Raw genomic sequence first — 23,710 nt, forward strand, 5'->3', positions numbered from 1 at the left:
GAGGCGTGTCGGGTCAGTCCCGCTCCCCCAGGAGGCGCTCGAGCACCTGCACGACGCCGTGCTCGGTGTTGCTCGGGGCGAGGTAGGCGGCGGCGTCCTTGATGTCCTCGTGGGCGTTCTCCATGGCGAAGGAGAGCTCCGAATGCTCGTACATCTGCAGGTCGTTGAGGTAGTCGCCGAAGACGACCGTCTGCGCGGGGCTCGCCCCGGCCGCCTGCTGCAGCGCCCGCACGCCGAGGCCCTTGCCGGCGTCCTTCGGCATGAGGTCGATCCAGTGCTGCCCCGAGATGACCACCTGCAGGTCGTCCTCGAATCCGGCGAACACCTCGGGTGCGGTCGCCTCGGCGTCATCGAAGTCGTACACCGCGACCTTGAGGACGTCATCCTCTACCGCCGTCAGATCCTTGACGGTCTCGAGCCGGTGGTAGTACTTCCGGGCCTCGGCGAGGAACGCGTCATCGGTGCGCTCGATGTAGGCGCTCTGGACCCCGCACAGCACCGCGCCGAGGTTCCGCTCGGGCATCGCGCCGCGCACCGCGCGCACCGCGTCGTCGGCGCGCTCGCGATCGAGCGTGGTCGTCGAGACGATCTCGCCGTCGAGCACCACCATGGTGCCGTTCTCGGCGATGAAGCTCGTGACGCCGCCCTGTTCGCTGAACTCGTCGAAGAGAGTCTGGTACTGCCGCCCGCTCGCCGGGACGAACGTGGCTCCGCTCTCGCGGATCCTCTCCAGCAGCGGCCAGAAGCCCTCCGGCACCGAGCCGTCGCCGTCCAGGAGGGTGCCGTCCATGTCCGTGATGACGAGGCGGACGTCCACCTCGCCGGGATCGATGTCGGTCCAGGCCTGTGGGGTCATGGGGTCTCCTCGGAGGGTGCAGGCAAGGGAGGGCGAGGCATGTGCGCAGGGCGGATCGCCGACGAGCTCCACGGGGCGTCTTCGCTCAGCACGTCACCCGTCCCCCACCCTACGCACCCGCATCCGCGCATCCCAGGTCGCGGGTCTAAGGTGATGATTCCCCGGCTGCGAGGAGGAGCGATGGCATCACCCCTCGATCACCGTAACGCGCGCGACTACGACCTGGCGGCGTCCGCCGCCTCGTCCGTCGTCATCTCGCGGTATTCGACCTCGTTCGCCCTGTCCACCCGCCTGCTCCGGGGCGTCGTGCGTCCCCGCGTGCGCAGCATCTATGCGCTGGTGCGTGTGGCCGACGAAGTCGTCGACGGTGCCGCCCGAGGCCACGGGCTGACGGACGAGCAGACCCGCGCGGCGCTGGTGGACCTGGAACGGCGGACGGAGCTCGCCATGGGCACGGGCTTCAGCAGCGATCTGGTCGTGCACGCCTTCGCCCGCGCAGCCCGCGCCACGGGCATCACGCCGGAGATGACGCGCCCGTTCTTCGCCTCCATGCGCACGGATCTCGAGCTGAGCACCCACGATGAGGCCTCTTTCGCCGAGTACGTCGACGGCTCCGCGGAAGCGGTCGGGCTGATGTGCCTGCAGGTGTTCGCCACGGACGCCGCCCCCCACCCCGTCGCGCCCGATCCGAGCCTCGTGCACGGCGCCCGCCGGCTCGGGGCGGCATTCCAGAAGGTCAACTTCCTGCGCGACCTGCAGGCCGACGCGGATTCTCGCGGCCGCGCCTACTTCCCGGAGATCGATCCGCACGCGCTGACGGAGCGCCAGAAGCACAGCCTCCTGGATGACATCGACGCGGATCTGGCCGTCTCCCGGGCCGCGATCGGCCGTCTCCCCGCCTCCAGCCGCACCGCGGTCCTGCTCGCCCATGACCTGTTCGCCGAGCTGGCGCGAGGGCTGCGAGCAGCTCCGGCCGAGACGCTGCGCACCTCGCGGATCCGCGTCGCCGACCACCGCAAGGCCGCACTGCTGGCCCGCGCCCTGACCCCTCTGCGGGGCCGGGGGTGACGGCCGGGCAGTCCCTGCGCATCGGCATCATCGGAGCGGGTGTGGCAGGACTGGCGAGCGCCGCGCTCCTCGCGCGCGAGGGCCACCGCGTCACCGTCCTCGAACGCGCGGATGCGGTGGGCGGCCGTGCCGGGACCTGGCGCGAAGGCGGCTTCACCTTCGACACCGGTCCGTCCTGGTGGCTCATGCCGGAATGCTTCGAGCACTTCTTCGCACTGCTCGGCGAACGCCTGGAGGACCACCTCGAGCTCGTGCCGCTGGATCCCGCGTACAGAGTCTTCGGCGAAGGCGCCGACGAGCCGCTCGACGTGCGCAGCGGGCGCGAGCGCGCGATCGCCCTGTTCGATTCCGTGGAGCCCGGCGCCGGGGCGCGACTGGCCGACTACCTGGACTCCGCCGCCCAAACCTACGACATGGCGACCCGACGCTTCCTCTACACGACCTTCTCGCGCATCCCTCCGGCGGCCCTCGTGGAGCTCCTGCCGCAGGTGCCGCGCCTGGCGCGCCTCCTGCTGGAATCTCTCCACGGGAAGGCCGCGCGCACGGTGCAGGACCGGCGCCTGCAGCAGATCCTCGGTTATCCGGCGGTCTTCCTCGCCGCGACCCCGCGCACCGCCCCCAGCCTCTACCACCTCATGAGCGCGATGGATCTCGCCGATGCGGTCCGCTACCCCCTGGGAGGTTTCACGCGGTTCGTCGAGGTGCTCGCCCGCCTGGCGCAGGAGCAGGGAGCGCGGCTCCGCACCGGCGTCGAGGTCACGCGCATCCGCACGGCTTCTCGCGGGCCGCTGCGCCGCCCCCTGGTCACCGGTCTGGAGCTGCGGCGGGCCGACGGCACCGAGGAGCAGCTGGACCTGGATCTGGTCGTCTCCGCAGCCGATCTCCACCATACGGAGACCGTCCTGCTCCCGCCGGAGCTTCGCGGCGGGGCCGAGAGGCGATGGGCGGCCACGACCTCCGGCCCGGGGGCCGTGCTCGCGCTCCTCGGCGTCGAAAGTCCCCTCCCCCAGCTCGCGCACCACTCGCTCTTCTTCACGGAGGACTGGGACCGCACGTTCTCCGAGATCTTCGACGGGGCGCCGGCCGTCCCCGATCCCGCGAGCCTCTACGTCTGCCGTCCCTCCGCCACCGATCCCGGCACCGCTCCCCGGGGCATGGAGAACCTCTTCATCCTGATCCCCGTCTCGCCGGACGCTCCCGCGCAGGTGGGCGCACCTCCCGAGGAGCAGGCGAGCATCGGGGCGGGGGGCGTCGACGGCGCCGGGGACGCACGGGTCGAAGCGGCGGTGGATCGCGCGATCGCGCAGATCTCCGACTGGGCTCAGATCCCCGACCTCTCCTCGCGCATCCGCGTGCGCCGCACGATCGGGCCGGCCGATTTCGCGCGGGACTTCCACGCCTGGCGCGGCAATGCTCTGGGCCCGGCGCACACCCGGGGCCAGTCCGCGTTCCTGCGGGGCAGCAACCGCAGCCGGAGGGCTGACGGGCTGCTGTTCGCCGGCGCGACGAGCGTGCCGGGGGTCGGCGTGCCGATGTGCCTGATCAGCGCCGAGAACGTGCTGAAGCGCGTGCGCGGCGACCGCAGCGACGGGCCCCTGCCCGCCTAGGCGATCGCGCTCAGCCCGCGGTGCGCGTCCACGGGCTTGTGAGGACTCCTCGCATCGGGACGGTCCAGGTGTCCTCGCCGCTCGAGCCCCATCCGTCCAGCAGCGCGTTCGCCGCACGCACACCCGTGAGTGCGGCGCGCTCCATGAGCGCGACGGGCTCGTCGGTCCGCAGCCAGTCGCCGGCCAGGACGAGCCGGGGGTCGGGGGTCGGCACCGTCGGGCGCTCGGCCCACGGCGCGAGCCCGATCAGGGGGCAGTCATCGTGCACCAGCCATTCCTCGTGCAGGGCGCGCGCACCGCGCAGCTCCGGGTGCAGGCGGTGGAGCTGGCGCACCAGCTCGGCCTTCAGCGCCGCCGGATCGCCTGCGGGGTCGATCGCGTAGGCGTGGAGCTCCACGACGCTGCCGCCGTGCTGCGCGCTCCAGTCGCGGGCGGTCTGCTCGAAGCGTTCCACGAAGGAGACGTTGTCCAGCGGCCCGAATCCGCTGGTGCCGAGGAACGCGGGCGCGGCGGCGCTGGCGTGGCGATCGAGCCACAGCCGCAGCACCGCGAACGGCGGGGCGTTGCGCTGGGCCGCGACGCGACCGCGGAAAGCCTCCCACTGCGCTCCTTCCGGGTGCACGGCGCCGGCGACCAGCCGGCGGGCGGAGCGCGGGTCGGCCGCGAGGACCACGGCGTCCACTCTGACGGCATCGCCGCCACGGCGTGCGCCAGTACCTGCACCGGCGCCCAGATCCACGGCGACCTCGCCGTCGGAGCCGTCGAACCGCAGCTCTTCGACATCTGCTCCCGTCGTGACGACCCCGCCGAGCCGCGCGATGCGTGCGGCCAGGGGGTCCCAGAGCGCAGGAGAGTAGGAGTCGGCGGGGACGTCGAAGATCAGGCCCTCCGCGGAGCCCATGAAGTAGGCGTGGAACATCGCCACCAGCTCACCGGCCGAGAACTCCCGGGGGTCGGCGAAGAACGAGCGGGCGAAGACCTCGAGCGCGAGGTGCCGGGCGTCGTCGGGGAAGCGCAGGGAATCCAGGAGCTCCTGCGCGCTGCGCCCGTCGAGCGCGGAGAAGGTGCCCGGGAAGCGCGTCTGCAGGAGGCCCAGGGCTGCGGGGATGTCCACGCGCGCGAGCTGGCGCAGCGGGAAGCTGCGGCTGCGCAGCGCGAAGGCCGCGACGCTGAAGGGAGGGGTGCGCGGGATCCCGGTGAAGGTGTCCCGCGGCCCGTCGGCCAGCTGCAGCGGGTAGTCGCCGATGCTGCGCAGTCCGCTCAGCGAGGGATCGGCGCGGCGCAGCAGGCCGCGCAGCGTGTAGTACTGGCGGAAGAACGCGTGGAAGCCGCGGCTCATCGACCGTCCGCCCGGCAGCTCCCACGAGCGGGCGCGGCCGCCCCAGGTCTCCTCGCGCTCGAGGACGCGCACGTGCGCGCCGTGCTCGGCGAGCACCGTCGCCGCGGAGAGCCCGGCGATGCCCCCTCCGATCACCGCGACGCTCCGGCCCGTCGCGGTCCCCTCGCCGACCGGCCCGCGGTGGAGCACGGCCCGCCGATCGCGGGGCCTCAGACCCGCGCTCATGCGGCGCCCCGAGGTGCTCGCTCCGGGCGCGTGACCTTCAGCCAGAGCGCCATCGTCATCGTCACCATCGCGGCGCCGAAGCCGAAGTCCTCGATGGGGATGTCGAAGGGGAAGCGGATGCCGAGCGTCTGGGACTCTTCGTACAGGACGATGGGCGCGTGCAGCTTGGTCAGCCACCCGTCGACCAGGACCTGGAACCCCATGATGATCGCCATCGAGAGCCAGTAGGCGAGCGAGCGGAAGATGCCGGTGCGCAGCACGAGGAGCTCGAGCAGGACCACGAGGACCAGGCCGAGCACGGTCAGCAGGGTGTACTCAGGCATCGCCGGTCCGCTCGGACGGCAGCCGCACCGCGCCCGCGTCGGTGGGCCGACTGCCCTGGAAGACTCCGGACACCGCCCCCGGCTCCCTCCATTCGCGGGCCAGCTCCCCGGCGCGCCATGCGCGCAGCAGGCCCAGCACGCGCGAGACCCCTTCGAGCGTGAGCAGCGCGCAGATCGGGATGACCAGGAAGAACAGGACCTCCTCCAGGGGTATCGACCCGGGGAGGTGAACTCCGGATATCCGGGATGCCTCGTACCACCAGTGGCCCCGATGGATGCCCAGCAGGTCCCACGCTCCGAACACGAGGAGCACGGGCAGGAGGGCGAGAAGGAGTGCCCGCGGGCGCCGATGCACCCGCGCTCCGAGGATGAACTCGAGCGGCAGGGTGATGACGAGACAGGCGGCGAGCAGGAGCAAGTATTCACCGTGCATCCGCTCACGCTAGTGCGCCGCCCTGTCTTTCCCCTGGGCTGCAGCGCTCAGGGCACCCGGGCTTCTGTGATCCAGCTCCCCTACCCTGACCCGGTAGGCGCCCGCGCACGCACTCCTCCAGGGGTCGCACTCGCGCCGCGGGCGACGACTGAGGAGCCTCCTATGCGTCCCGAACCGATGCCGCCGCCGCTGTTCCCCGATCCCAGCGGCCTTCCCGCCCTGGTGACGGAGCGGATCTCCGAGGTTCTCGGCGCCCGCGACGGCGCCTTCGCCCGGCAGGGGCCGGATGCTGCACTCCTGTGGCAGGCCACGTCGGAATCCCTGCAGGGAGGCAAGCTGCTGCGCCCGATCCTCCTCCTGCAGATGGTCGAGGCGCTGCACACGGGCCCCGAGGCAGCGGAGTCCGAGCGGGCGGCGCTGCGCAGCGCGGCGCTGGACTGCGCGGCTGCGGTCGAGATGCTCCATGCCGCCTTCCTCCTCCACGATGACGTCATCGACCACGACACCACGCGCCGCGGACGCACCAACCTCATCGGCGTACTCGCCGAGGCCGCGGGATCCGATGCCGCAGCCGCCGCACCCGATGGCCACGAGGACCGGGACCCAGGTGCGGCTCTCCACTGGGCTCGCAGCGCCGCGATCCTCGCCGGCGATCTGCTGATCGCTCAGGCCCACGGGATGATCGCTCGCATCGATCTGTCGCGGCAGGTGCGCCTGGATCTGCTCGCTCATCTCGAGGACGCCATCGAGGAGACGGCGATCGGCGAGCACCTCGATGTCGGACTGGGAGCCGGAGTGCTCGCGCCGACGACGCAGACCATCGCGCGCATGACGCGCCTGAAGACCGCTGCCTACACGCTCGAGCTCCCCCTGCGCCTGGCGGCCGCCCTGACCGCTGCGTCCCCGGAGGCGCAGGCCGTCCTCCGCGGCGCCGGGGGGAGGCTGGGCTTCGCCTTCCAGCTCCAGGACGACGCGCTCTCCCTGTTCGGGGACGTGCAGGAGCACGGCAAGGATCCCGATTCGGATCTGCGCGGAGGGAAGCAGACGGCTCTCATCGCGCACGCCCGCTCTACGAGCGCGTGGGAGCTGATCGCCCCGCGATTCGGGGCGGCAGACCTCACTCCTGCCGAGGGCGAGGAGCTGCGCGGCCTGCTGCAGGCCAGCGGGGCGCTGGATCGGGTGCAGGAGCTCATCGCCGACGAGATCGCAGCGGTGCGCGCCCTCCTGGCCTCGGGGCCCGAGGGTCTCCCGCCGGCCGCCGTGCAGGTCCTGCTCGACCTCATCTCGCGCCTCGACGGCAGAACCCGATGAGCATGCATCGCTCCGGTCCGTCAGCGGATCGCAGGGCCGAGCGTCCCGGAGAGCCGTCAGGTCCTCCGCTCGAGCACGGCGACGGCTTCTGGCGCATCCGCTCGGACGGCGCCGCCAGAGCGGTGCTGCATCGGCGCTCTCCGACTGCGCAGGCGGGGTTCGCGGCGGAGATGATCCCCTCGCGCTTCCTGCGCAGCCATCCGATCCTGCTGTCCGACGGGGAGCGCCACGACGCGCAGCGCAGGGCCGTCGGCAGCCTACTGGCCCCCGGCACGATCGACGCAGGGCACCAGGACATGCTGGAGCGGACCGTCGAGCGCCAGCTGCAGGAAGCGCTCGACCAGACCGGCGGCATCGATCCGCTGCGAGCGGAGATCGCTCTGGACGAGGTCGCCCTTCTCATCAGCGTCGAGGTGACACGTCGGATCGTCGGCCTCACCCACGCTCCCCTCCCCGAGATGGCGGCCCGGCTGGAGCGGTTCATGGACCAGCCGCCGATGGATCTGACCCGGCCGCGGTGGGGTCGCACCCGCCGTCAGTGGGCCCAGGCCGCAGTGAACGGCCTCGGCCCTCTCGCCGCTTTCTGGCACCACGACGTCCGACCGGCCCTGCGCGCCCGCCGCGCCGAGCGCCGCGATGACCTCATCAGCCAGCTCCTGGACCAGGGGTGCAGCGCCGCGGACGTGCTCGTCGAGTGCGTGACGTATGCGACCGCCGGCATGATCACCACCCGGGAGTTCATGGTGGTGAGCGCATGGCACGTCCTGGAGCGCCCCGCCCTCGCCGCGCGCATGCGCCTCGGCTCGCGGGAGGAGCGCTTCGCGATCCTGCGGGAGATCATCCGGCTGGAGCCCGTCGTCGGCCACCTGCTGCGACGGGCGAGGGCCGAGGTCGCGCTGCCCGCCTCCGGGGACTCCGCAGACGCCGCACAGGCGGGATGCCCCGCGGCCACCGCGCAGGCCGGGGAGCTCCTGGACCTGTGCATCCGCGACACCAACACCGACCCCGCGGTCTACGGCCAGGACGCCGACTGCCTGCGCCCTTCCCGGGACCTGCCCCGCGGGATCAGCCCTGCCGGCCTGAGCTTCGGCGCGGGCCCGCACCGCTGCCCCGGCGAGCACCTGGCGCTGGCGGAGACCGATGCCCTGCTGCGCGCTCTCCTGCGCCGGTCCCCCGTGCTCGTCTCCCCGCCCGATGTCGACTGGGAGGACCTGGCCGCCGGGTACGTGCTGAGGGGAATGCGGGTGGAGCTCTCCCGCTGAGGGCTCCGCTCAGCCGCGGCGGTCCTCGCCGCGCCGACGCGCCTCGGCCATGATGTTCCGCGCCATCGCGGGGAACACGAGGGCATGGAACGGCAGGATCGCCGTCCAGTAGAGACGCCCCAGCAGGCCGTCGGGGAAGTACACGGCGCGCTGCCGGTAGCGGGCGCCGCCGCCATCGGCCGCCTCGACGCCGAGCTGGAGCCAGGCCCGGCCCGACATCCGCATCTCGGCGCGCAGCGTGAGGCGCTGCCCCGGGACGATCGACTCGACCCGCCACCAGTCCACGGCGTCCCCGATCCGCAGGCGATCGGGGTGCCGCCGGCCCCGCGCGAGCCCGTATCCGCCGAGCGCCCGGTCCATCCAGCCGCGGATCCGCCAGAGGGTCGGCGTCGAGTACCAGCCGCTGCGCCCGCCGATCCCCTCGATGACGCTCCACACAGCCGCGGGGTCGACGTCCTCCTCGGTGCGCTCGCGCACGTCTGTGTACACGGTGTGGCCCGCCCAGTCAGCGTCCTCGGGGATCGACTCCTGGGGGCGTTCGAGCAGGCTCGCGTCGCTGTCCCACGTGCTCTCGAGATCCCCATTCTTCTGGCGCTCCAGGGCGTCGGCGACGGCGGCGCGGTAGCGGGTCGGCCCGCCGGACGGCGGCGGCAGGATCTCCTGGATGAGCGCTCCGTGGGTGACGGCGTCGGCCTGCATCGACTGCGCCAGCGGCACCGTGATGCTGAGCGGGAGCGGTGTGATCAGAGCGATCCATGCCCCCGAGAGCAGCGGCGCGGGAACGGGCAGGGCGAGCACACGGCGGCGCGGCAGGCCCGCGACCTCCGCATACCCGGTGAGCAGGTCGGCGAACCGCAGATCGCTCTCTCCGCTGCCCACCTGATAGGCCCCGCTCAGCTCGCCCGCGGCGAGGGAGGCCTCCACGAGGTAGTGGAGGACGTCGGCGATGGCGACCGGCTCGATGCGGTTGCGCACCCACCGCGGCGCCGGCATGACGGGCAGGCGCTCGGCGAGGTGGCGGATGATCTCGAAGCTCGCCGAGCCGGCGCCGATCACGGTCGCCGCCTCGATGATCAGCACCGGCACCGCACCCTCGGCCAGGATCTCGCCGACGGCCTGTCGGGAGGCCATGTGCTCGCTGAGCTCGACATCCTCGGGATGGATGCCGGAGAGGTACACGATGCGGCGCACGCCCGCGCGCTCGGCCTCCTCGGCCATGATCCGGGCCATCCGCGCCTCGCGGCGCGCATAACCGCGGCCGCCGCCCATCGCGTGCACGAGGAAGACCACGACCTCCATGCCCTCGACGGCGCGCCGCACGGCCATGCGGTCGGCGAGATCCGCCTCCGCGATGTCGACATCCTGCCCCCACGGCCACGCCGCGAGCCGTTCCGCACTGCGACCGGTGACGCGCACCTGGGCGCCCCGGTCTAGGAGCGCAGGCACCAGCCGCGCTCCGACGTATCCGGATGCCCCAGTGACGAGGATGCGGCGAGGGCCTGCGCCGGGCGCCATCAGAGCTCGACGGTGCCGGCGACGCCGGGCGCCTCGGTGCCTGCGACCTTGGACCACATGATCTTCGCCCCGGCGACGGCCTTGTTCCCGGGGATGCCCCAGTACTCGGCGGAATCGGCGGTGAACTTCACCAGGCCCAGGTTCGGATCCTCGAGGCCGCCGGGGAAGTAGGCCTCCACCTGGCCGTCCCAGAGCTCCTCCGTCTTCGCCCGGTCCTCGACGTACTGGACGGTGCCGGCGACGGACAGCCAGCTGCCGGTCTCGGCGAACGCGAGGTTGACGTGCGGATTCGCGGCCAGGGCGTCGGCCTGCCCGCCCTGCTTTCCGAGGAAGAACCAGACCGAGGCGTCGTCCTCGACCTGCTGCGGGGTCATGGGGTGGGAGACGATCTTCCCGTCGGCTGTGACGCTGGAGAGCATGACGAAGCGCTGCTCGCGCATGATCTCGACGGTCTTCTCGCGGGTGAGGTCCTGATCAGCCATGATGTGCTCCTTCGCTCGTTCGGTGCTCCGCACGCTACGCCCGCATCGTGGACGGCAGATGGGAGGCGGGTGGGCGATCCCTGGTCTCCCTGGCGTCTCGATCGACGGACCCGGGGCCGTAGCATCCCCTTCATGCACCTGAACGAGTTCGCCGACCGCGTCGAGAAGCTCTCCGAGCGGTACGCCGACGTCTACGGAGTGGACCGCTCGCCCGAGTGGGCGCTGCTGAAGCTCACCGAGGAGATCGGCGAGCTCGCGCAGGCCCACCTCACCGCCTCGGGCCAGAGCCGCGATCGCGGCCTGGACGAACAGGCGCGGCAGCGGCGCGTGGCTGCGGAGCTCGGTGACGTGCTCGGCATGTGTCTGGTCTACGCGCGCTTGGCCGGAATCGATCCGGAAGCCGCGATCGCCCGCAAGTGGTTCCCCCACGAGATCGAGGTCCGCCCCTTCGAGGACCCCGAGCTCCAGCAGCTCACGGACAGCTGGCCCGTGCCCGGAGGCGTGCACGAGGCGCATGCGGGGGCGCAGCTGGAGGGACGCTCCGAATACCTCGTGGCCTGGCACGATGACGTCGCCGTCGGCTCCGCAGTGCTGCGCACCCACGGCTATGAGGGCGCGCAGGGCCGCGCCGCGCACCCGGGAGCGATGGAGATCTGCCACCTGCAGGTCCGGCCCGAGCGCCGGGAGCAGGGGGTGGGCACCTCGCTCCTCCAGGCCGCGGAGCGCCGCGCGGCCGCGCTCGGTGCACGCGAGATCGCCGTCGGCGTCGCGGACGACAACCCCGGTGCGCGCAGGCTCTACGAGCGGCTCGGCTACCGCGCGAGCGGCATCGTCGATGTCAGCGAACACGACTGGACAGCCGATGACGGCACTGTCCACCACGAGCGCGAGTCGGACGAGATGATGCTCAAAGCCCTCGGCACCCGCTGACCGCCGAGCCTGCGCAGGCTCGCGGCACACCCCACGAAGGAGGCGCATTATGCGCGCGATCATCATCGAGGCGAAGGATTCCGGCCCCCGCTTCACGCAGAGCGCCGACGAGGCCGCGCTGCTGGGCCCGGCCGATGTCCCTGCCGACGGCGAGGGGCAGGTCGACCTCGACGTCCTCTTCTCCTCGCTGAACTACAAGGACGCGATGGCCCTCGCCGGCCGCGGGATCGCCCGCACGTTCCCCCTGGTCCCCGGCATCGACATCGTCGGCCGGGTCACCGCCTCTCGGGCTCAGTCGTGGCGCGAGGGCGATCTGGTGGTGCTGAACGGCGACGGCATCGGGGAGAGCCGCCACGGCGGCTTCGCGACCCGTGCCCGAGTCCGACCGGATGCGCTCGTGCGCCTCCCGGAGACGATCTCCCCCGCCCGCGCCGCCGCGATCGGCACGGCAGGCTTCACCGCCATGCTCGCGGTGCTGCGACTGGAGGATGCCGGGCTCCTGCCCGGAGACGGAGACGTGCTGGTCACCGGCGCCTCCGGCGGCGCCGGGTCCCTCGCGATCGCCCTGCTCGCCGGCCGCGGCTTCCGGGTCATCGCCTCCACCGGCCGCCCCGAGGAGAATGCCGGTTACCTGCGCGGGCTCGGCGCCGCCGAGATCATCGACCGCGAGGTGCTGGGGTCGGAGGTCGGTCGGCCGCTGCAGTCGGCGCGCTTCGCCGGGGCGATCGACGGCGTCGGCTCCACGACCCTCGCGAACGTCCTCGCGCAGACCCGCTGGGGCGGGACCGTCGCCGCATACGGCCTCGCCCAGGGCCACGACCTGCCCACCAGCGTCATGCCGTTCATCCTGCGGGGCGTGACCCTCGCCGGCGTGAACTCCGTGGACGCTCCGCTCCCCCTGCGCCAGCGCGCCTGGGACGCGCTGGCGGAGGAGCTGGATCTCGACCTGCTCGACTCCCTCACCTGCACGATCGGACTGTCGGAGACGATCGAGGCTGGGGAGCGGCTGCTCGCCGGGCGCTCGCGCGGGCGAGTGGTGGTGGACGTCGCGGGGTGAAGGCGCGGATCAGCCCCACCTCACATCGGCGGCTCGATCGAGATGTCCGCGGCGTTGAAGTCGGAGCGGGTGCGGACCATGGTCATCTCCTGATCGCCGACGTTGAGGGAGACCTCCGTGCGGACGGTGCGCATCTCATCGTCGTGCCACACGGGCACGGTCATCTCCTGATCGCCGAGCTTCATCGCGAGCGTGAACTTGTGACCGGTCTCGTCCTCGCCGTCGTAGGTGACCGACTGGACTGCGTCCTTGTAGGCGCTGAGCATGTCGCTCGTGTCCTGCTGGGTCATGGCGAGGCCCTGCTGCTCCTCCCACGGACCGTCGCCGGTCTTCGACCAGGTCTTGTCGCCGATGACGATCATCTCGGAGGTGCCGAGGCCGCCGCCGAGATCCTGCACGTAGTGCATCCGTGCCGTGCCGTCGGGATCCTTGAGGAACTCGCCCTTCGTGGTCGAGGTGCCCTGCGGGGATGTGGTCTCGCCGTCCTCCCGGTACGAGGTCAGCGACTCCTCGGCCTTCGTGGCGGCGTCGGCATAGGCCTTCGGATCGATCTCGCCCTTCTCGAAGGCGAATCCGGCGCTGGGCTTCTCCGCCGCTGCGGAGGATTCCGCGGGGGCCGACGATCCCGCGCCTTCGCCTCACGAGCCCGAGGCTCCTCCCTCGGTCGCGCCTCCGCCGCCGCAGGCGCTCAGCGCCAGGATTCCCGACCCCACCAGGGCCGTCAGCATGGTCCGTCGCTTCATCACGATCTCCTCGGTCGCGTCCCCCGCCGCCGGGGCGGAATGTGATTGGCGGCACATGATGTCCAGAATGTAGCACTTCCACGCGGCGGCGGGGATGACCGTGAGCCCGGCGAGTTCGGCACCCCTCACGCTGACGTGCGGATCGATGGGAGCGTCGGCCAGTGCCGAGCCGCCCACTCCCCCCAGTCGCGAAATCCGCTCGGGGCAGGCGGAAGCTCCCGCGCCCGCCGCTCCTCGAGCGTCGGCAGGCGGATGGCGTCGCGGTAGCTGTCGTGCTCCGCCTCGGAGATCTGGAAGGTCGTCTCCGGTGCGGCGAGCCATCGCAGATGCGCGCGCCGGCGCCTCTCCCCTTCGTCGATGTCGGCGACGATCATCTGGAACCTGGCCCCGCACGCCTCCGCGATCGCGCGGATCGCCCACCTCCCCTCCGGCGACCAGCAGCCGAAGTCGAGGATCGCCCCCGACCCGCTGAGGAGCACCTGGCGGGCGACGTCGATCATGCGGCCCTCGAGGATGCTGCGCCGGCCGTCCGGATCGTGGTGGTGGAACAGCGGCGCCATCCACTCGTCGGGCGTCAATCGCAGGATCCCTTCGCGCGCCGCGATCTCGAGCGCCGCCGTCGTCTTCCCGGCGCCCGGCAGGCCGACGGTCAGATAGAGGGTGGGGCGGGCGGGATGGGCTGACATGGCGGAATACTCTGCCACAGCCTGCACGCCGGATCCCCCACCTCGAGGTCGCCATCGCGGCAAGCCCACAGGCCTCTAGTCCTCGTCGGGCGGTCTGGCAGATGGGGAGGATTCGCGGGGTCGCCACCGCAGCCGAGGGCGCACTTCTCCCCATTCCGTGCGACGCCCGTTCGAATGTCGGTGCGCCCTCGTACGGTGAGTGCACTGGATCATTCGGAAGGAGATGGGGGCATGACGGAGCTGCTGACCAGGCCGTTCACCCCGGCGCGCGAATCGGAGCCCACCGGCTTCCCGTTCTCGAGCGTCGAGGACAGGGCTCTCTCCGCCGCCTCCCGAGCTGCCCTGCTGCTGCTCTCCGCACGCGCCCAGATAGAGGAGGCGTCTCAGCTTCTGGCCGAGCTTGCTCCCACTGCGGCCGCTGCCGTTCCAGGCCAGGACGGTGCCGTGTCGTGGACGACCACTGTGCTGGAGTCGGTCGAGAGCGCAGAGGTGATGCGCAATGCGCTGGGGGCTGCGCAGATGCAGGCCTCCGTGCTCTACCGCACGCTCCGGATCGCCGAGCAGCGCGCCGCAGGGATGCCGCGCCACGACCTCGGCAAGGGCGTGACCGACGAGCTCGCCCCCGCCCGCCGCCTCTCCCCTGCGCGTGCGGCGAATGCGATCGCGCTGGAGCGCGTGATCGTCGAGTCGATGCCGCGCACGCTCGCTCTCCTGGCCCGCGGCGAGATCACCCAGCATGCCGCCGATGAGGTCGCGAAGGCCGTCATCGTCCTCGACGACGGCGACCGCGCCCGCGTCGATGAGGACATCGCTCACCGCCTGCCCGCCGTCTCGCCTCGCCGCGCCGGGGGTCTGGCCCGGGCGCGGGCCGACGAGCTCGACCAGCAGGCGGCTCTGGCGCGGCACGATCGCGATGTGGCCTCGCGCCACGTGTCGATCCGGCCCGTCTCGCCGTCGCTCGTCTGCGTGAGCGCCACCCTGCCGACGGCCGAGGGAGTCGCGGTCTTCGCCGCCCTCGATGCGGCGGCGAGCACCGCCCGGGCGCAGGGCGCGGCGGGGACGCGCGGCCAGCACATGGCTGATGCGCTCTTCTCGCGCGTCACCGGCCTGCACGGGATCGAGGCCGCCAGCATCGAGCTCCAGCTGATGATGACTGACGAGGCCCTGCTGGGCGACGGCTCGGAGACGGCGTGGATCGACGGGCGCGCAGTGCCTGCAGCGATCGCGCGGCGCCTCGCGCTGGGCGGCGCGAGGGTGGGCGCTGGCACTGGCACTGGCACTGGCACTGGCACTGGCACTGGCACTGGCACTGGCACTGAGCATGATGCGCAGCGGTTCATCCGCCGCCTCTACACCGACCCCGTGACCGGCTCTCTGCGCGACCTCGATGCCCGGCGGCGGCGATTCACGGGCCGGGATCGTCGCTTCGTGGAGCTCGCCGACCGCACCTGCCGCACCCCGTGGTGCGAGGCCCGGATCCGCCACATCGACCACGTCGAGCGCTTCGCCGATGGCGGCGCCACCGCTTCCAGCAACGGGGTGGGACTGTGCGAGCACTGCAACTACGTGCGGGAGCTGCCGGGCTGGACAACGCGGATGGTGGCGGAGGAGCCGGAAGGGCCGAAGGTGTCGGCCGACCATGGCAGCGGCCCCCGTCGGCGGCGGGAAGTCACCACCCCGACGGGGCGCACCTACATGAGCGATCCACCGCCCCTGCGAAGGGTCCGACGCCCGCGGCAGACCTCGCGCACCTCGGATACCGCGAACGGCCCGGGAGCCGGGTGCGGCCCAGAAGCCGGAGACAACGCTGACGGCTCCGGGGCGAGCGGAGCCTGCCCGGATCCAGCGCCCGGTTCCGATGCCGCCTGAGGCCAGGCCGGGCTGGGCCAGGCCGGTGGAGGCCAGGCCGGGCCAGACCGGTCGAGGCCAGGCCGGGCCGGACGAGGTGCCTCCCTCAGCCCCGCGCCGCCTCGCTCCGGTAGCCGTAGAGGTCCGTCTGCGTCTCGTTGATCCAGATCGCCTCCCCGCCATCGGGATCATCGAACTGGAGGGTGCGGCCGTAGGACTCGTCGATGATCCGAGGGTGCGCACCGGCGGCCTCGAGCGGCGCGACCAGCGGATCCAGATCGCCCGCCTCGAAGCCAGGGATCGCGCCGAGTTCGCTGCCGCGGTGCACGCCGAGGATCCCGTCGCCGGTCAGATCCGCCCAGCCGCCGCCCTCGGACGTGAGGCGCCGACGGAGCCCGAGTCCCGCGAGCACGTCGGCCGCGCGCGCCACGTCCGGCGTGAGGGCGAGCGGCGCGACCTGCACGGCGCCGCTCGGGGTGCGGGCCCCGTCGGTGATCTCGATGCCGAACGGGGGAAGGCTCGGCCCCTCGACCCGGAGCGTGGGCCCGTCCGGGCCGTCCTCGTACCGGAGGCTCTCTCGCCCGGGGACCTCCTCGAACGACTCGACCTCGAAGCCGAGGCGGCAGGTGCCTGCCGGCCGCCCCTCGTCGGCCCCGTGGAGGGCGACGCGCCCGCCGGCGAGGTCGACGACGGTCCAGCCGGGAGCGCCCACCCGCACCGCTCCGCCGAGGGCTTCCAGGATGGCGAGCCACCGGTCGCGGGCGGCGGTGAACACGATGGGGCGGATGATCATGGCTTCTCCTCTGTGGATGCGGGAGCGGATGGGGATGCTGCGGAGCCAGTCGGGGCCAGTGGTTCTCGCACATAGGCGCCGAGGACGTTCTCGACGAGCTGCGAGAGGGACAGGCCCTCATCGATCGCGCGGTGCTTCACCTCCCGGACGAGCTCCGCGGGGAGGTAGACGTTGAACTGGGACTTGGGGGGCATGCGCACTCCGTTCGCTAACTTGCTAGCACTCTAGGCTCTAAGTCGGATGTCCGCAAGGGGTTCGGGGCCCAGCGGCCCAGGCGTGTCGCCCACGGCCCCGAGGCAGGCCTAGGTCCACAGGCCCGTGGCCCCCAGGCTCAGCGCCTAGGTGTACTGACCGGACACGTTGATCAATCGTGAGAAGGGCGGCTGGTTGCCGCAGGCCGTGTGCGGACGATGTTGGTTGTACTGGTGCAGCCAGGACTGCAGGGCGTCGCGGCGATCCTGCTCGCTGCGGTAGCAGCGGGCGTAGGCCCACCCGTCGGCCATGGTGCGGTGGAACCTCTCGACTTTTCCGTTGGTCTGCGGGCGGTATGGCCGCGTGCGCTTCGGTGTGATCGAAAGTTCCTCGCAGGTGTCGCGCCACAGGAGGGAGCGGTACGCGCCGCCGTTGTCCGACAGGACGCGTTCGATGGTGACGCCGCGGTCGGCGAACCAGTTGACCGCCCGGTGCAGGACGGCGACGGCGGTGATGGCTGTCTCGTCGTCGTGAACTTCGGTGTACGCGACGCGGGAGTGGTCGTCGATGACGGTGTGCACGAACGCGTACCCCAGCTTGGGGTTGTGCCACTCGCTGCGGGGCTTGCCTGGGGTGGCGGAGCGGTTCTTGTCGCCTTGGCGGCGGCCGACATAGCGCCAGCCGCCTCCGTCGGGGATGTTCCCGAGCTTCTTCACATCCACGTGCACGAGCGACCCGGGGTAGTCATGCTCGTAACGGCGGACAGGTTCGCCTGTGGCGCGGTCTACGTATGCGAGCCGGTTCAGCCGGGCGGTCGTGAGGATTCGATGCACGGTGGACGGCGCGATTCCGAGCCTGCTCGCGAGTTGGACCGGCCCTTCGCGAAGTCGCAGGCGCAGGCTCACGCACCGCCTCGTCGTCGCCTTGCGCGTCTTGTGCGGCGAGGTCTTCGGTCGCGAGGACCGGTCGTGCATCGATTCGCCATTTGCGTAGCGGTCTACCCACCGCTTCACTGTCGGCCAGGACACCTGGAAGCGAGCGGCGACCTCGCTGATCGGCCAGCCGTCATCTACGACCAGGCAAGCGACTTTGAGGCGGTGGCGGGGAGTCAGAGCGGCATTTGCGTGGGACATGGGACTCCTTAGGACTGTCGGACGGTCAGCAGGGTTACCCTGCTGACCGTCCGAGATGAGGTTCAAAAAGGGGGAAACGTTATGCGACAGCGGTTCCTTCGAGCTCGACCATCTGGCCGGGGATCGCCAGGCGGGTGACGCCGAGCATCGTGGTAGTCGGGGCGACTCCTGCCGCCCCGAGCTTCCCGGCGAGCACGCCGTAGTGCGGGAAGATCGCGTCCACGTCGGTGGTGTAGACGTTGAGGCGGACCAGGTTCTCCATCGACATACCGGCCTCGGCGAGCACGGCCTCGAGGTTCGCCACGGCCAGCGCGAGCTGGGCCTCGACGTCCCCGTCATGCTCGGGCCGACCATCCTTGCTCATCGCTGTCTGTCCCGAGATGTACAGCGTCCGTGTCTCCCCTGAGATGACTTCGCCCTGGTTGAAGCCCATCTCCTGCGACCACGTCACCGGATTTACTGCCGTGCGTTCCATTGCTGCTCCGTTCATTCGTTCCGCAGCGCCCGGCCGCCCTATGGCCGCCGTCCTCGACGCTGCGCTACTAGCCTCCCAACGAATCACGACACCTTGTGTCGTGTTTTCTGGTAAAGATGGATGCATGCGAGCAGACCGACTGGTCTCGCTGGTGCTCCTGCTGCGCCAGCGAGGCCGAATAACCGCCGACCAGCTGGCCAGTGAGCTCGAAGTGTCCACGCGCACCGTGCTGCGCGACATCGACGCCCTCTCGACTGCGGGCGTCCCCGTTTACGCCGACCGTGGTCGACACGGCGGCTATTCACTCCTTCCCGGCTTCCGCACCGAACTGACCGGGCTGAACCATGACGAGGCACTCGCGCTGCTCACCGCCGGATCAGACCGCGGCGAGAAGGTCTTCGGCCTCAGCGCACCGCTAGCCTCGGCGATGCGCAAGGTCGTCGACGCGCTGCCCGAGGGGCACCAGGTGAGTCTCGGCGATGCGGCCAAACGGTTCCTCGTGGAGCCGGAGACCGACCTGCTCTCTCGCCGTGCCCCCACCGAAGACCTGGCCGACGGCGTCATGAGCGAGGTCCGAGCCGCGGTGCTCACCGGCCGCCGGCTGCGATTCAACTACGCGGCACCTGGTAAAGCACCGAGTCGTCGAACCGTCGATCCGATTGGACTGGTCACCGTCCGCGGGCGCACCTACCTGCTGGCGACGAGGTCCGGAGACGATCGGACGTACCGTCTGTCTCGGATGCTCAGCGCCGAAGAGCTCCCCGAACCAGCGCAACGCCCCGCGCAGGTCGATCTCGACCGCATCTGGGCCGAGCGCACCGCACAGTTCCTCTCCGAGAACCACATCCCCGTCGTCGTCCGCATCAAGACCTCACGTCGTGAGGAACTGCTGGAGAATGCCAGATCTGTCCGGGCCGAGGAACCGGAGCCGGATGATTGGATCCGCCTCGACGTTACCTTCGAAGACCTGCGCCACGCGGTGTGGGCAGTGTGGCGGCTTGATACGGACGCCGAAGTACTAGCGCCAGAATCCGTCCGCGATGCGATGTACGTGCGTGCCGAAGCATTGACGGCACGTTATCGATCCCGACGATCCGTACCGACTAACGTGTCCGGTCAGTACACCTAGGCCTCACGCCCGCTCGACCCGCCAACCCGCCGCCCCCGGGCGGGTCACCAGCGCCTTCGCACCCTCGGGCGCCCCGACGGCGCTGCGATAGCGGCGCATCCACTCCTGCGCGAAGCCGTCGGCGTCCGCCGTCGGGACCAGGGCCCAGACGCTGCCGCCGAACCCGGCGCCGAAGCTGGAGGCCGCGCGCGCGCCGAGGGCGACTGCGCTCCGCACCAGCTCCACGGTCTGGGGAACCTGGTTCCCCAGGTGGGTCTCGGCGAGGCGCTGGGAGATCGCCACGGCCGCGGCGAAGGAGTCGAGATCTCCCGCGCGCAAAGCCGCCTCCGCTCGCGGCACCAGCACGGCGGATTCGAGGAGGAACTGGTCGAGCCGTCGTCGCTCGGGCCCCGCAGCGGCCAGGCGCCGCAGGGGCGCGAGCCGCTCCTCCCGGTCAAGGGCGGCGGTCATCCGATCGGCAGCGCCCGACGACGTCGGCGCCGCGCCCGTCGCACCGTCGACTGCGACATCTTCGCCAAGCGCCACCAGGGACTCCAGGTCATCGCCGAGCAGACCGCCCAGCGCGCTCTGAACGGTCGCGTCGGCTCGCCCCTGCTCCCGGTTCCAGCGCTCGAGGATCTGGCCGAGCAGCGCCGGTCCCCGGTTGTAGAGTTCCTGGGCGGCCCCGGTCTTCTCGGCGAGCACGCCGCTGACCCCGATCACGAAGGACCACTCGGGCGCCAGCGGAACCCGGTCGATGATCCGCATCGGGTCGAACTCCGCAGCGGAGATCATGCCCTCCTCGCTGGTGAGCATCCCCGTGTGGTCGAGGGAGCCTCCGCTGGTGCCCACCCCTGGGCGGCCGCTCAGCCCCCCGAAGCTCTTCCCGTTCTCGATCGCGGCCGCGTATCCGGCCAGCGCCACCCGATCCGGCAGCTGCGCGCTCCACGCCTCAGTGGCGGGCAGATCATCGAGGTCCGCGAGCGCCATCGCGACGCCGGTGATCAGCGCCGAGGAGCTGGACATCCCGGAGGCCGGCGGAAGGTCCGAGCTGACGGTCAGCCGGGCCGGGCCCAGCGGGCCGAAGTTCTCCGTGAGGCGCGCGAGCACCGTGTGGACATAGCGCCCCCAGTGCCCCCCGGGCAGGAGCGGGGCGACGTCGGCGTCCAGCGGAAGGATGCCGGGATAGGCGTCCGAGGAGACCTCGAGCCTGCCGGGTCGCCCGGCGATCCTCTCCGCGCGGACGGTGATCCGCTGCTGGGCCGCGCAGACCAGCACCCGCCCGCCGCCGTAGTCGGTGTGCTTGCCGAGCACCTCGATCCTGCCGGGCATCGACCAGTCGGCGGACTTCGGGGTCACAGGGCGACCTCGACGCCCGACAGTCGGCGCTGCACGTCGGCGATGTCCTCACGGCGCGAGAGGTCCAGGACGCCTCCCGCGAAGGGCAGCACCTGCACCTCCTCCAGTGCCCGCACCGCATCGACGATCTCGAGCTCACCGCGAGACGAGGGCGCGATCCGCGCGCAGGCCTCGAAGATCTCCGGGGTGAAGGCGAAGCAGTTCATGCTCACCAGGGCATCGGGGCCGACGCTCGCAAGGGTCGCGGCGTCGGGCTTCTCCACGATCCGCTCGAGCCGTCCGCCCCGGTGCGCGATGAGCGCGAAGGCGGCGATGCGCTCCGCCGGGATGTTGCTGCGCTCCAGGAGAGCGGCGCGCTCGAAGCCCAGCATCGCGTTCCCCTCCGCCCGCAGCAGCCGCGCGACCCCCTCCACCGGGTACAGGTTGTCGCCGTTGACCATGATGAACGGCTGCTCCCCCACGACCTCGCGCGCCGAGGCGACCGCATCGGCCGTTCCCCGGGGCTCCTCCTGCACGGCGAGAGCGACCTCCAGCCGGGTGGGGGTCACCTCAGCGAGATGGCGGCTGAACTCCTCGTGCTCGGGAGCGACGACGAGCACCGCCCGGCGGATCCCCGCGTCGGCGAGAGCGCTCAGCGAGTAGTCGATCAGCCGGTGCTCGCCGATGGGCATCAGCGCTTTATGGCCGGAGGCCGCGGCTGCCGCCTGCGCGGCGGTGAGCGCGGCCCCGCCCTTCGCGCGCATGCGGCTGCCCAGCCCGCGCGCGAGGACGACGGCAGTGGTGATCGACGGGGTGGCCCGGGCGGCGACGGAGTCTGAGGTGGAGGTCACGGGGCCGATCATGCCATCGGGAGCGCGGGCCGCGCTTCCGTGCGAGGAGCGCCGCGGGGGCCGACGGGGCCCGCACGCCTCAGCCAGCCGCCCCCAGCGCCCGCGCGAACCGCTCCCGCAGCCCCGGATCGACCACATGCACGAGGGTCCCCCGCATCCCGCGGGTCATCAGCACCGCGTAGATGTTCCGGATGTAGCGCAGCAGGTCCTCGTCGGTCGTGGGGATCCCGCGCATCTTGATTCCGCTCTTGCCCGCCCTGTCCCGATAGTCCGCCCGGGAGACGACGAGCTTCCCGCTGGAGGGGTCGATCCGCAGGTCAGGGCCGATGATGACTCCCGCGTAGTTCAGGTCGTAGCCCTGGACGGTGTGGATCGATCCGGCCTCGTGCACCGAGGCGGGCGAGCTGATCCAGTCCACCGCCTTCGAGTTCCAGCGAAGGCGCGCCTCCCCGAGCTCGATGTCGTACGCGGCGGGGTCCTTGCGGCTCTTCCAGTCCCAGGCGTACCCCGCGAGCACCCGCGAGAGGCCGTGCTCGGCGTCCTTCGCGGCGATCTGGGCGATCATCTCGGCAGCCGAGTCGACCAGACGCAGCTCGTAGTCGCCCCCGAAGTCGGGCGCCTGCGCCGGAGGCTCGTCCGACAGCAGCGCCCGCACGAAGGCGATGTAGTCGTTCCCGCCGGCCACCCGCATCTGCGAGACGAGCGGGTAGTGGCGCCCGTCGGCCCGGGCGGCGGCGATGACCCCCGCGAACGCCGCGGGGCCGATGTCGGCAGGCCGCACGCTCTGCGCGGTGTCGAGCAGCAGGATCACGTGGCGGGACTTCGCGCGGATCCAGTCGAGCTGCGTGATCGCGGGGTCCAGCGTGCCGAACAGCGACGCGGTGATCTCTTTGAAGCGCTTGGTCAGCGTGCCGTGCGCCTGGGCCGCGAGCTGGTTCAGGCGATGCGCCTCGTCCACGATCAGCACGTCCCACTCGCCGGGGTCGCCGCCGACGTCGAAGGGGCTGAGCACCTGCACCCTGTCCAGGCCCGGCGTGCGTGCGAAGACCTTCTCGATGGACTTGCGCAGCGACTGCTGCGGCACGACGAGCCCGACGCGTAGCCCGACGAACAGCTCCTGGGTGCCGACGAGGAAGTAGTCGGAGAACAGCGAATCCGGATCCGAGTCCTCGAGGTCGCGGCGCCCGGCGATGTCGGCCAGCAGCTTCATCAGGTAGATGCCGACGATCGTCTTGCCCGTGCCGGGGTCGCCCTGGACGATCGAGAGGCTGCGGTGCCGAGGGCCCGCGCGCAGATCCTCCACGAGGCCGTCCATGATCGCCTCGACGGCGACGGCCTGGTCCCGGTTCAGCGCCTTGAACGGCGAGAGCTTGAACAGGTCGCTGTTCTCGATCTGCGGGATGGTCCGCTGGAACAGCCCCTCGGCCTTCAGCGAGGCGAAGATGTCCTCGAACGTCTCCCGGTACTCCTCGCGCCGGTAGTAGTCGGCGTTGGTGATGCCGTCGTTGCGGTTCAGCACCGCGAGGCGCTCATCCCCCTGGAACCAGCGGATCAGGGTGGATTCGAGATCGAGGCACACCGACTTGTTGAAGGTCTCGTCGACGATCACCCGCAGGGCGCGCAGCGGGCGCTTGTCGGGATTCGCGCGGTGCTGGCGCATGCGGTTCGCCGCGCTCTGCGACTCCCCGACGTACACGCTGCGACCGTCGTCGAGGGTGTAGACCACGGGCCAGTCCTCGAACCGCTCATGCAGGGCGGGCATGCTCGCGACCGACGCATCGTCGAAGCTCAGGCGCTGGATCTCAAAGCCGGTCATGCTTCGTGCTCACCCCTCGCGCCTTCTCGACGGGGTACTTCCGGCGGGTCGTCTCGAGCTTGTCCAGCACGATCGCCTCGGGGTCGAGGCCGAGACGATCGGCGAGCAGCAGAGAGTAGGTGAGCACGTCGGCGAGCTCCTCGGCCACGCCGCTCGGGTCTCTCGCCTCGTCGCTCCACTGGAAGTGCTCGAGCAGCTCAGCGGCCTCGATGGAGATCGACTTCGCGAGGTTCGCCGGGGTGTGGAACTGCCCCCAGTCCCGCTCGGCGACGAGGGCGCGCAGGGCTGCGGTGACGTCGGCAGTGGTCATGAGGGCAAT

At 71.4% G+C, this 23,710-nt stretch carries 25 protein-coding genes; 8 read left to right on the forward strand and 17 right to left on the reverse strand.

Going from position 1 to position 23,710, the window contains the following annotated elements:
- Positions 1-13: 13 nt before the first annotated feature.
- Positions 14-856, reverse strand: a complete 843-nt coding sequence (locus tag Bequi_RS03770) for a Cof-type HAD-IIB family hydrolase (RefSeq protein ID WP_249736606.1) — start codon at positions 854-856, stop codon at positions 14-16.
- Positions 857-1,036: 180 nt separating this feature from the next.
- Between Bequi_RS03770 and Bequi_RS03775 the strand changes: the two genes are divergently transcribed.
- Positions 1,037-1,924 (forward strand): phytoene/squalene synthase family protein, encoded by an 888-nt coding sequence (locus Bequi_RS03775; RefSeq protein WP_249736607.1) that lies wholly within the window; start codon positions 1,037-1,039, stop codon positions 1,922-1,924.
- A complete protein-coding gene (gene crtI / locus Bequi_RS03780) occupies positions 1,921-3,531 on the forward strand; it encodes a phytoene desaturase family protein (RefSeq protein ID WP_249736608.1) in 1,611 nt (536 codons plus the stop codon). The genes Bequi_RS03775 and crtI overlap by 4 nt, the downstream gene beginning before the upstream one ends.
- A gap of 10 nt (positions 3,532-3,541) precedes the next feature.
- Here crtI and Bequi_RS03785 read toward each other — a convergent pair whose 3' ends face one another.
- The 3 genes from Bequi_RS03785 to Bequi_RS03795 are packed head-to-tail and all read right to left on the reverse strand — an operon-like array spanning position 3,542 to position 5,851.
- Positions 3,542-5,095, reverse strand: a complete 1,554-nt coding sequence (locus Bequi_RS03785; protein WP_249736609.1) for an FAD-dependent oxidoreductase — start codon at positions 5,093-5,095, stop codon at positions 3,542-3,544.
- Positions 5,092-5,418: a lycopene cyclase domain-containing protein gene (locus Bequi_RS03790; RefSeq protein WP_249736610.1), complete on the reverse strand. Its 327-nt coding sequence runs from the start codon at positions 5,416-5,418 to the stop codon at positions 5,092-5,094. Before Bequi_RS03790 ends, Bequi_RS03785 begins: the two co-directional genes overlap by 4 nt.
- Entirely contained in the window at positions 5,411-5,851 is a 441-nt protein-coding gene (locus tag Bequi_RS03795; protein ID WP_249736611.1) for a lycopene cyclase domain-containing protein, read from the reverse strand. Before Bequi_RS03795 ends, Bequi_RS03790 begins: the two co-directional genes overlap by 8 nt.
- A gap of 162 nt (positions 5,852-6,013) precedes the next feature.
- Here Bequi_RS03795 and Bequi_RS03800 point away from each other — a divergent pair, with 162 nt between their 5' ends.
- Both Bequi_RS03800 and Bequi_RS03805 read left to right on the forward strand, forming a co-directional pair.
- Positions 6,014-7,162 (forward strand): polyprenyl synthetase family protein, encoded by a 1,149-nt coding sequence (locus Bequi_RS03800; RefSeq protein WP_249736612.1) that lies wholly within the window; start codon positions 6,014-6,016, stop codon positions 7,160-7,162.
- Positions 7,159-8,424 (forward strand): cytochrome P450, encoded by a 1,266-nt coding sequence (locus Bequi_RS03805; RefSeq protein WP_249736613.1) that lies wholly within the window; start codon positions 7,159-7,161, stop codon positions 8,422-8,424. The genes Bequi_RS03800 and Bequi_RS03805 overlap by 4 nt, the downstream gene beginning before the upstream one ends.
- Before the next feature lie 9 nt (positions 8,425-8,433).
- On the opposite strand, the gene Bequi_RS03810 is transcribed toward Bequi_RS03805, so the two are convergent.
- Together Bequi_RS03810 and Bequi_RS03815 are read right to left on the reverse strand one after the other, a co-directional pair.
- Positions 8,434-9,939, reverse strand: coding sequence for an SDR family oxidoreductase (locus Bequi_RS03810; RefSeq protein ID WP_249736614.1), 1,506 nt, complete (start codon positions 9,937-9,939; stop codon positions 8,434-8,436).
- Positions 9,939-10,421, reverse strand: a complete 483-nt coding sequence (locus tag Bequi_RS03815; RefSeq protein ID WP_249736615.1) for a pyridoxamine 5'-phosphate oxidase family protein — start codon at positions 10,419-10,421, stop codon at positions 9,939-9,941. Before Bequi_RS03815 ends, Bequi_RS03810 begins: the two co-directional genes overlap by 1 nt.
- A gap of 132 nt (positions 10,422-10,553) precedes the next feature.
- On the opposite strand from Bequi_RS03815, the gene Bequi_RS03820 reads away from it, so the two are divergent.
- Together Bequi_RS03820 and Bequi_RS03825 are read left to right on the forward strand one after the other, a co-directional pair.
- Positions 10,554-11,351: a GNAT family N-acetyltransferase gene (locus Bequi_RS03820; RefSeq protein WP_249736616.1), complete on the forward strand. Its 798-nt coding sequence runs from the start codon at positions 10,554-10,556 to the stop codon at positions 11,349-11,351.
- A 49-nt stretch (positions 11,352-11,400) separates the two neighbouring features.
- Positions 11,401-12,408 carry an MDR family oxidoreductase gene (locus Bequi_RS03825; protein WP_249736617.1) on the forward strand — a complete coding sequence of 336 codons (1,008 nt, stop codon included), beginning with the start codon at positions 11,401-11,403 and terminating at the stop codon, positions 12,406-12,408.
- A 20-nt stretch (positions 12,409-12,428) separates the two neighbouring features.
- Here Bequi_RS03825 and Bequi_RS03830 read toward each other — a convergent pair whose 3' ends face one another.
- The 3 genes from Bequi_RS03830 to Bequi_RS03840 all read right to left on the reverse strand — a co-directional run bounded on the left by Bequi_RS03830 (position 12,429) and on the right by Bequi_RS03840 (position 13,837).
- On the reverse strand, positions 12,429-12,815 hold the full coding sequence (locus Bequi_RS03830; RefSeq protein ID WP_249736618.1) for a hypothetical protein: 387 nt from the start codon (positions 12,813-12,815) through the stop codon (positions 12,429-12,431).
- A 231-nt stretch (positions 12,816-13,046) separates the two neighbouring features.
- Positions 13,047-13,280 carry a hypothetical protein gene (locus tag Bequi_RS03835; protein ID WP_249736619.1) on the reverse strand — a complete coding sequence of 78 codons (234 nt, stop codon included), beginning with the start codon at positions 13,278-13,280 and terminating at the stop codon, positions 13,047-13,049.
- Entirely contained in the window at positions 13,277-13,837 is a 561-nt protein-coding gene (locus Bequi_RS03840) for a P-loop nucleotide/nucleoside kinase family protein (RefSeq protein ID WP_249736620.1), read from the reverse strand. The genes Bequi_RS03835 and Bequi_RS03840 overlap by 4 nt, the downstream gene beginning before the upstream one ends.
- A 231-nt stretch (positions 13,838-14,068) precedes the next feature.
- Between Bequi_RS03840 and Bequi_RS03845 the strand changes: the two genes are divergently transcribed.
- A complete protein-coding gene (locus Bequi_RS03845; protein ID WP_249736621.1) occupies positions 14,069-15,706 on the forward strand; it encodes an HNH endonuclease in 1,638 nt (545 codons plus the stop codon).
- 85 nt (positions 15,707-15,791) lie between these two features.
- Here Bequi_RS03845 and Bequi_RS03850 read toward each other — a convergent pair whose 3' ends face one another.
- From Bequi_RS03850 to Bequi_RS03865, 4 genes are all read right to left on the reverse strand, one after another.
- Complete coding sequence (locus tag Bequi_RS03850; protein WP_249736622.1) at positions 15,792-16,478, reverse strand: VOC family protein; 687 nt, start codon at positions 16,476-16,478, stop codon at positions 15,792-15,794.
- On the reverse strand, positions 16,475-16,672 hold the full coding sequence (locus Bequi_RS03855; protein ID WP_249736623.1) for a ribbon-helix-helix domain-containing protein: 198 nt from the start codon (positions 16,670-16,672) through the stop codon (positions 16,475-16,477). Before Bequi_RS03855 ends, Bequi_RS03850 begins: the two co-directional genes overlap by 4 nt.
- 144 nt (positions 16,673-16,816) lie before the next feature.
- Positions 16,817-17,803, reverse strand: a complete 987-nt coding sequence (locus Bequi_RS03860; RefSeq protein ID WP_249736624.1) for an IS481 family transposase — start codon at positions 17,801-17,803, stop codon at positions 16,817-16,819.
- Positions 17,804-17,882: 79 nt separating this feature from the next.
- Complete coding sequence (locus tag Bequi_RS03865; protein WP_249736625.1) at positions 17,883-18,278, reverse strand: RidA family protein; 396 nt, start codon at positions 18,276-18,278, stop codon at positions 17,883-17,885.
- 124 nt (positions 18,279-18,402) lie between these two features.
- Here Bequi_RS03865 and Bequi_RS03870 point away from each other — a divergent pair, with 124 nt between their 5' ends.
- A complete protein-coding gene (locus Bequi_RS03870) occupies positions 18,403-19,407 on the forward strand; it encodes a helix-turn-helix transcriptional regulator (protein ID WP_249736626.1) in 1,005 nt (334 codons plus the stop codon).
- Between the two features lie 3 nt (positions 19,408-19,410).
- Here the strand turns inward: Bequi_RS03870 and Bequi_RS03875 are convergent, their stop codons facing one another.
- The 4 genes from Bequi_RS03875 to Bequi_RS03890 all read right to left on the reverse strand — a co-directional run bounded on the left by Bequi_RS03875 (position 19,411) and on the right by Bequi_RS03890 (position 23,701).
- Positions 19,411-20,745, reverse strand: coding sequence for a GHMP family kinase ATP-binding protein (locus Bequi_RS03875; protein ID WP_249736627.1), 1,335 nt, complete (start codon positions 20,743-20,745; stop codon positions 19,411-19,413).
- Positions 20,742-21,575 carry a sugar phosphate nucleotidyltransferase gene (locus Bequi_RS03880; protein ID WP_249736628.1) on the reverse strand — a complete coding sequence of 278 codons (834 nt, stop codon included), beginning with the start codon at positions 21,573-21,575 and terminating at the stop codon, positions 20,742-20,744. Before Bequi_RS03880 ends, Bequi_RS03875 begins: the two co-directional genes overlap by 4 nt.
- A gap of 79 nt (positions 21,576-21,654) precedes the next feature.
- Positions 21,655-23,391 (reverse strand): DUF2075 domain-containing protein, encoded by a 1,737-nt coding sequence (locus tag Bequi_RS03885; RefSeq protein ID WP_249736629.1) that lies wholly within the window; start codon positions 23,389-23,391, stop codon positions 21,655-21,657.
- Complete coding sequence (locus tag Bequi_RS03890; protein WP_249736630.1) at positions 23,378-23,701, reverse strand: nucleotide pyrophosphohydrolase; 324 nt, start codon at positions 23,699-23,701, stop codon at positions 23,378-23,380. The genes Bequi_RS03885 and Bequi_RS03890 overlap by 14 nt, the downstream gene beginning before the upstream one ends.
- Positions 23,702-23,710: the final 9 nt, after the last annotated feature.

The organism is Brachybacterium equifaecis, assembly GCF_023509525.1.
Classification (GTDB): Bacteria; Actinomycetota; Actinomycetes; order Actinomycetales; family Dermabacteraceae; genus Brachybacterium; species Brachybacterium equifaecis.

Coding starts and splice junctions, on each gene's coding strand:
- Bequi_RS03770 (WP_249736606.1), bottom strand. CDS start 856: ATGACCCCACAGGCCTGGACCGACATCGATCCCGGCGAGGTGGACGTC.
- Bequi_RS03775 (WP_249736607.1), top strand. CDS start 1,037: ATGGCATCACCCCTCGATCACCGTAACGCGCGCGACTACGACCTGGCG.
- Bequi_RS03785 (WP_249736609.1), bottom strand. CDS start 5,095: ATGAGCGCGGGTCTGAGGCCCCGCGATCGGCGGGCCGTGCTCCACCGC.
- Bequi_RS03790 (WP_249736610.1), bottom strand. CDS start 5,418: ATGCCTGAGTACACCCTGCTGACCGTGCTCGGCCTGGTCCTCGTGGTC.
- Bequi_RS03795 (WP_249736611.1), bottom strand. CDS start 5,851: ATGCACGGTGAATACTTGCTCCTGCTCGCCGCCTGTCTCGTCATCACC.
- Bequi_RS03800 (WP_249736612.1), top strand. CDS start 6,014: ATGCGTCCCGAACCGATGCCGCCGCCGCTGTTCCCCGATCCCAGCGGC.
- Bequi_RS03805 (WP_249736613.1), top strand. CDS start 7,159: ATGAGCATGCATCGCTCCGGTCCGTCAGCGGATCGCAGGGCCGAGCGT.
- Bequi_RS03810 (WP_249736614.1), bottom strand. CDS start 9,939: ATGGCGCCCGGCGCAGGCCCTCGCCGCATCCTCGTCACTGGGGCATCC.
- Bequi_RS03815 (WP_249736615.1), bottom strand. CDS start 10,421: ATGGCTGATCAGGACCTCACCCGCGAGAAGACCGTCGAGATCATGCGC.
- Bequi_RS03820 (WP_249736616.1), top strand. CDS start 10,554: ATGCACCTGAACGAGTTCGCCGACCGCGTCGAGAAGCTCTCCGAGCGG.
- Bequi_RS03825 (WP_249736617.1), top strand. CDS start 11,401: ATGCGCGCGATCATCATCGAGGCGAAGGATTCCGGCCCCCGCTTCACG.
- Bequi_RS03830 (WP_249736618.1), bottom strand. CDS start 12,815: ATGCACTACGTGCAGGATCTCGGCGGCGGCCTCGGCACCTCCGAGATG.
- Bequi_RS03840 (WP_249736620.1), bottom strand. CDS start 13,837: ATGTCAGCCCATCCCGCCCGCCCCACCCTCTATCTGACCGTCGGCCTG.
- Bequi_RS03845 (WP_249736621.1), top strand. CDS start 14,069: ATGACGGAGCTGCTGACCAGGCCGTTCACCCCGGCGCGCGAATCGGAG.
- Bequi_RS03850 (WP_249736622.1), bottom strand. CDS start 16,478: ATGATCATCCGCCCCATCGTGTTCACCGCCGCCCGCGACCGGTGGCTC.
- Bequi_RS03855 (WP_249736623.1), bottom strand. CDS start 16,672: ATGCCCCCCAAGTCCCAGTTCAACGTCTACCTCCCCGCGGAGCTCGTC.
- Bequi_RS03860 (WP_249736624.1), bottom strand. CDS start 17,803: ATGTCCCACGCAAATGCCGCTCTGACTCCCCGCCACCGCCTCAAAGTC.
- Bequi_RS03865 (WP_249736625.1), bottom strand. CDS start 18,278: ATGGAACGCACGGCAGTAAATCCGGTGACGTGGTCGCAGGAGATGGGC.
- Bequi_RS03870 (WP_249736626.1), top strand. CDS start 18,403: ATGCGAGCAGACCGACTGGTCTCGCTGGTGCTCCTGCTGCGCCAGCGA.
- Bequi_RS03885 (WP_249736629.1), bottom strand. CDS start 23,391: ATGACCGGCTTTGAGATCCAGCGCCTGAGCTTCGACGATGCGTCGGTC.
- Bequi_RS03890 (WP_249736630.1), bottom strand. CDS start 23,701: ATGACCACTGCCGACGTCACCGCAGCCCTGCGCGCCCTCGTCGCCGAG.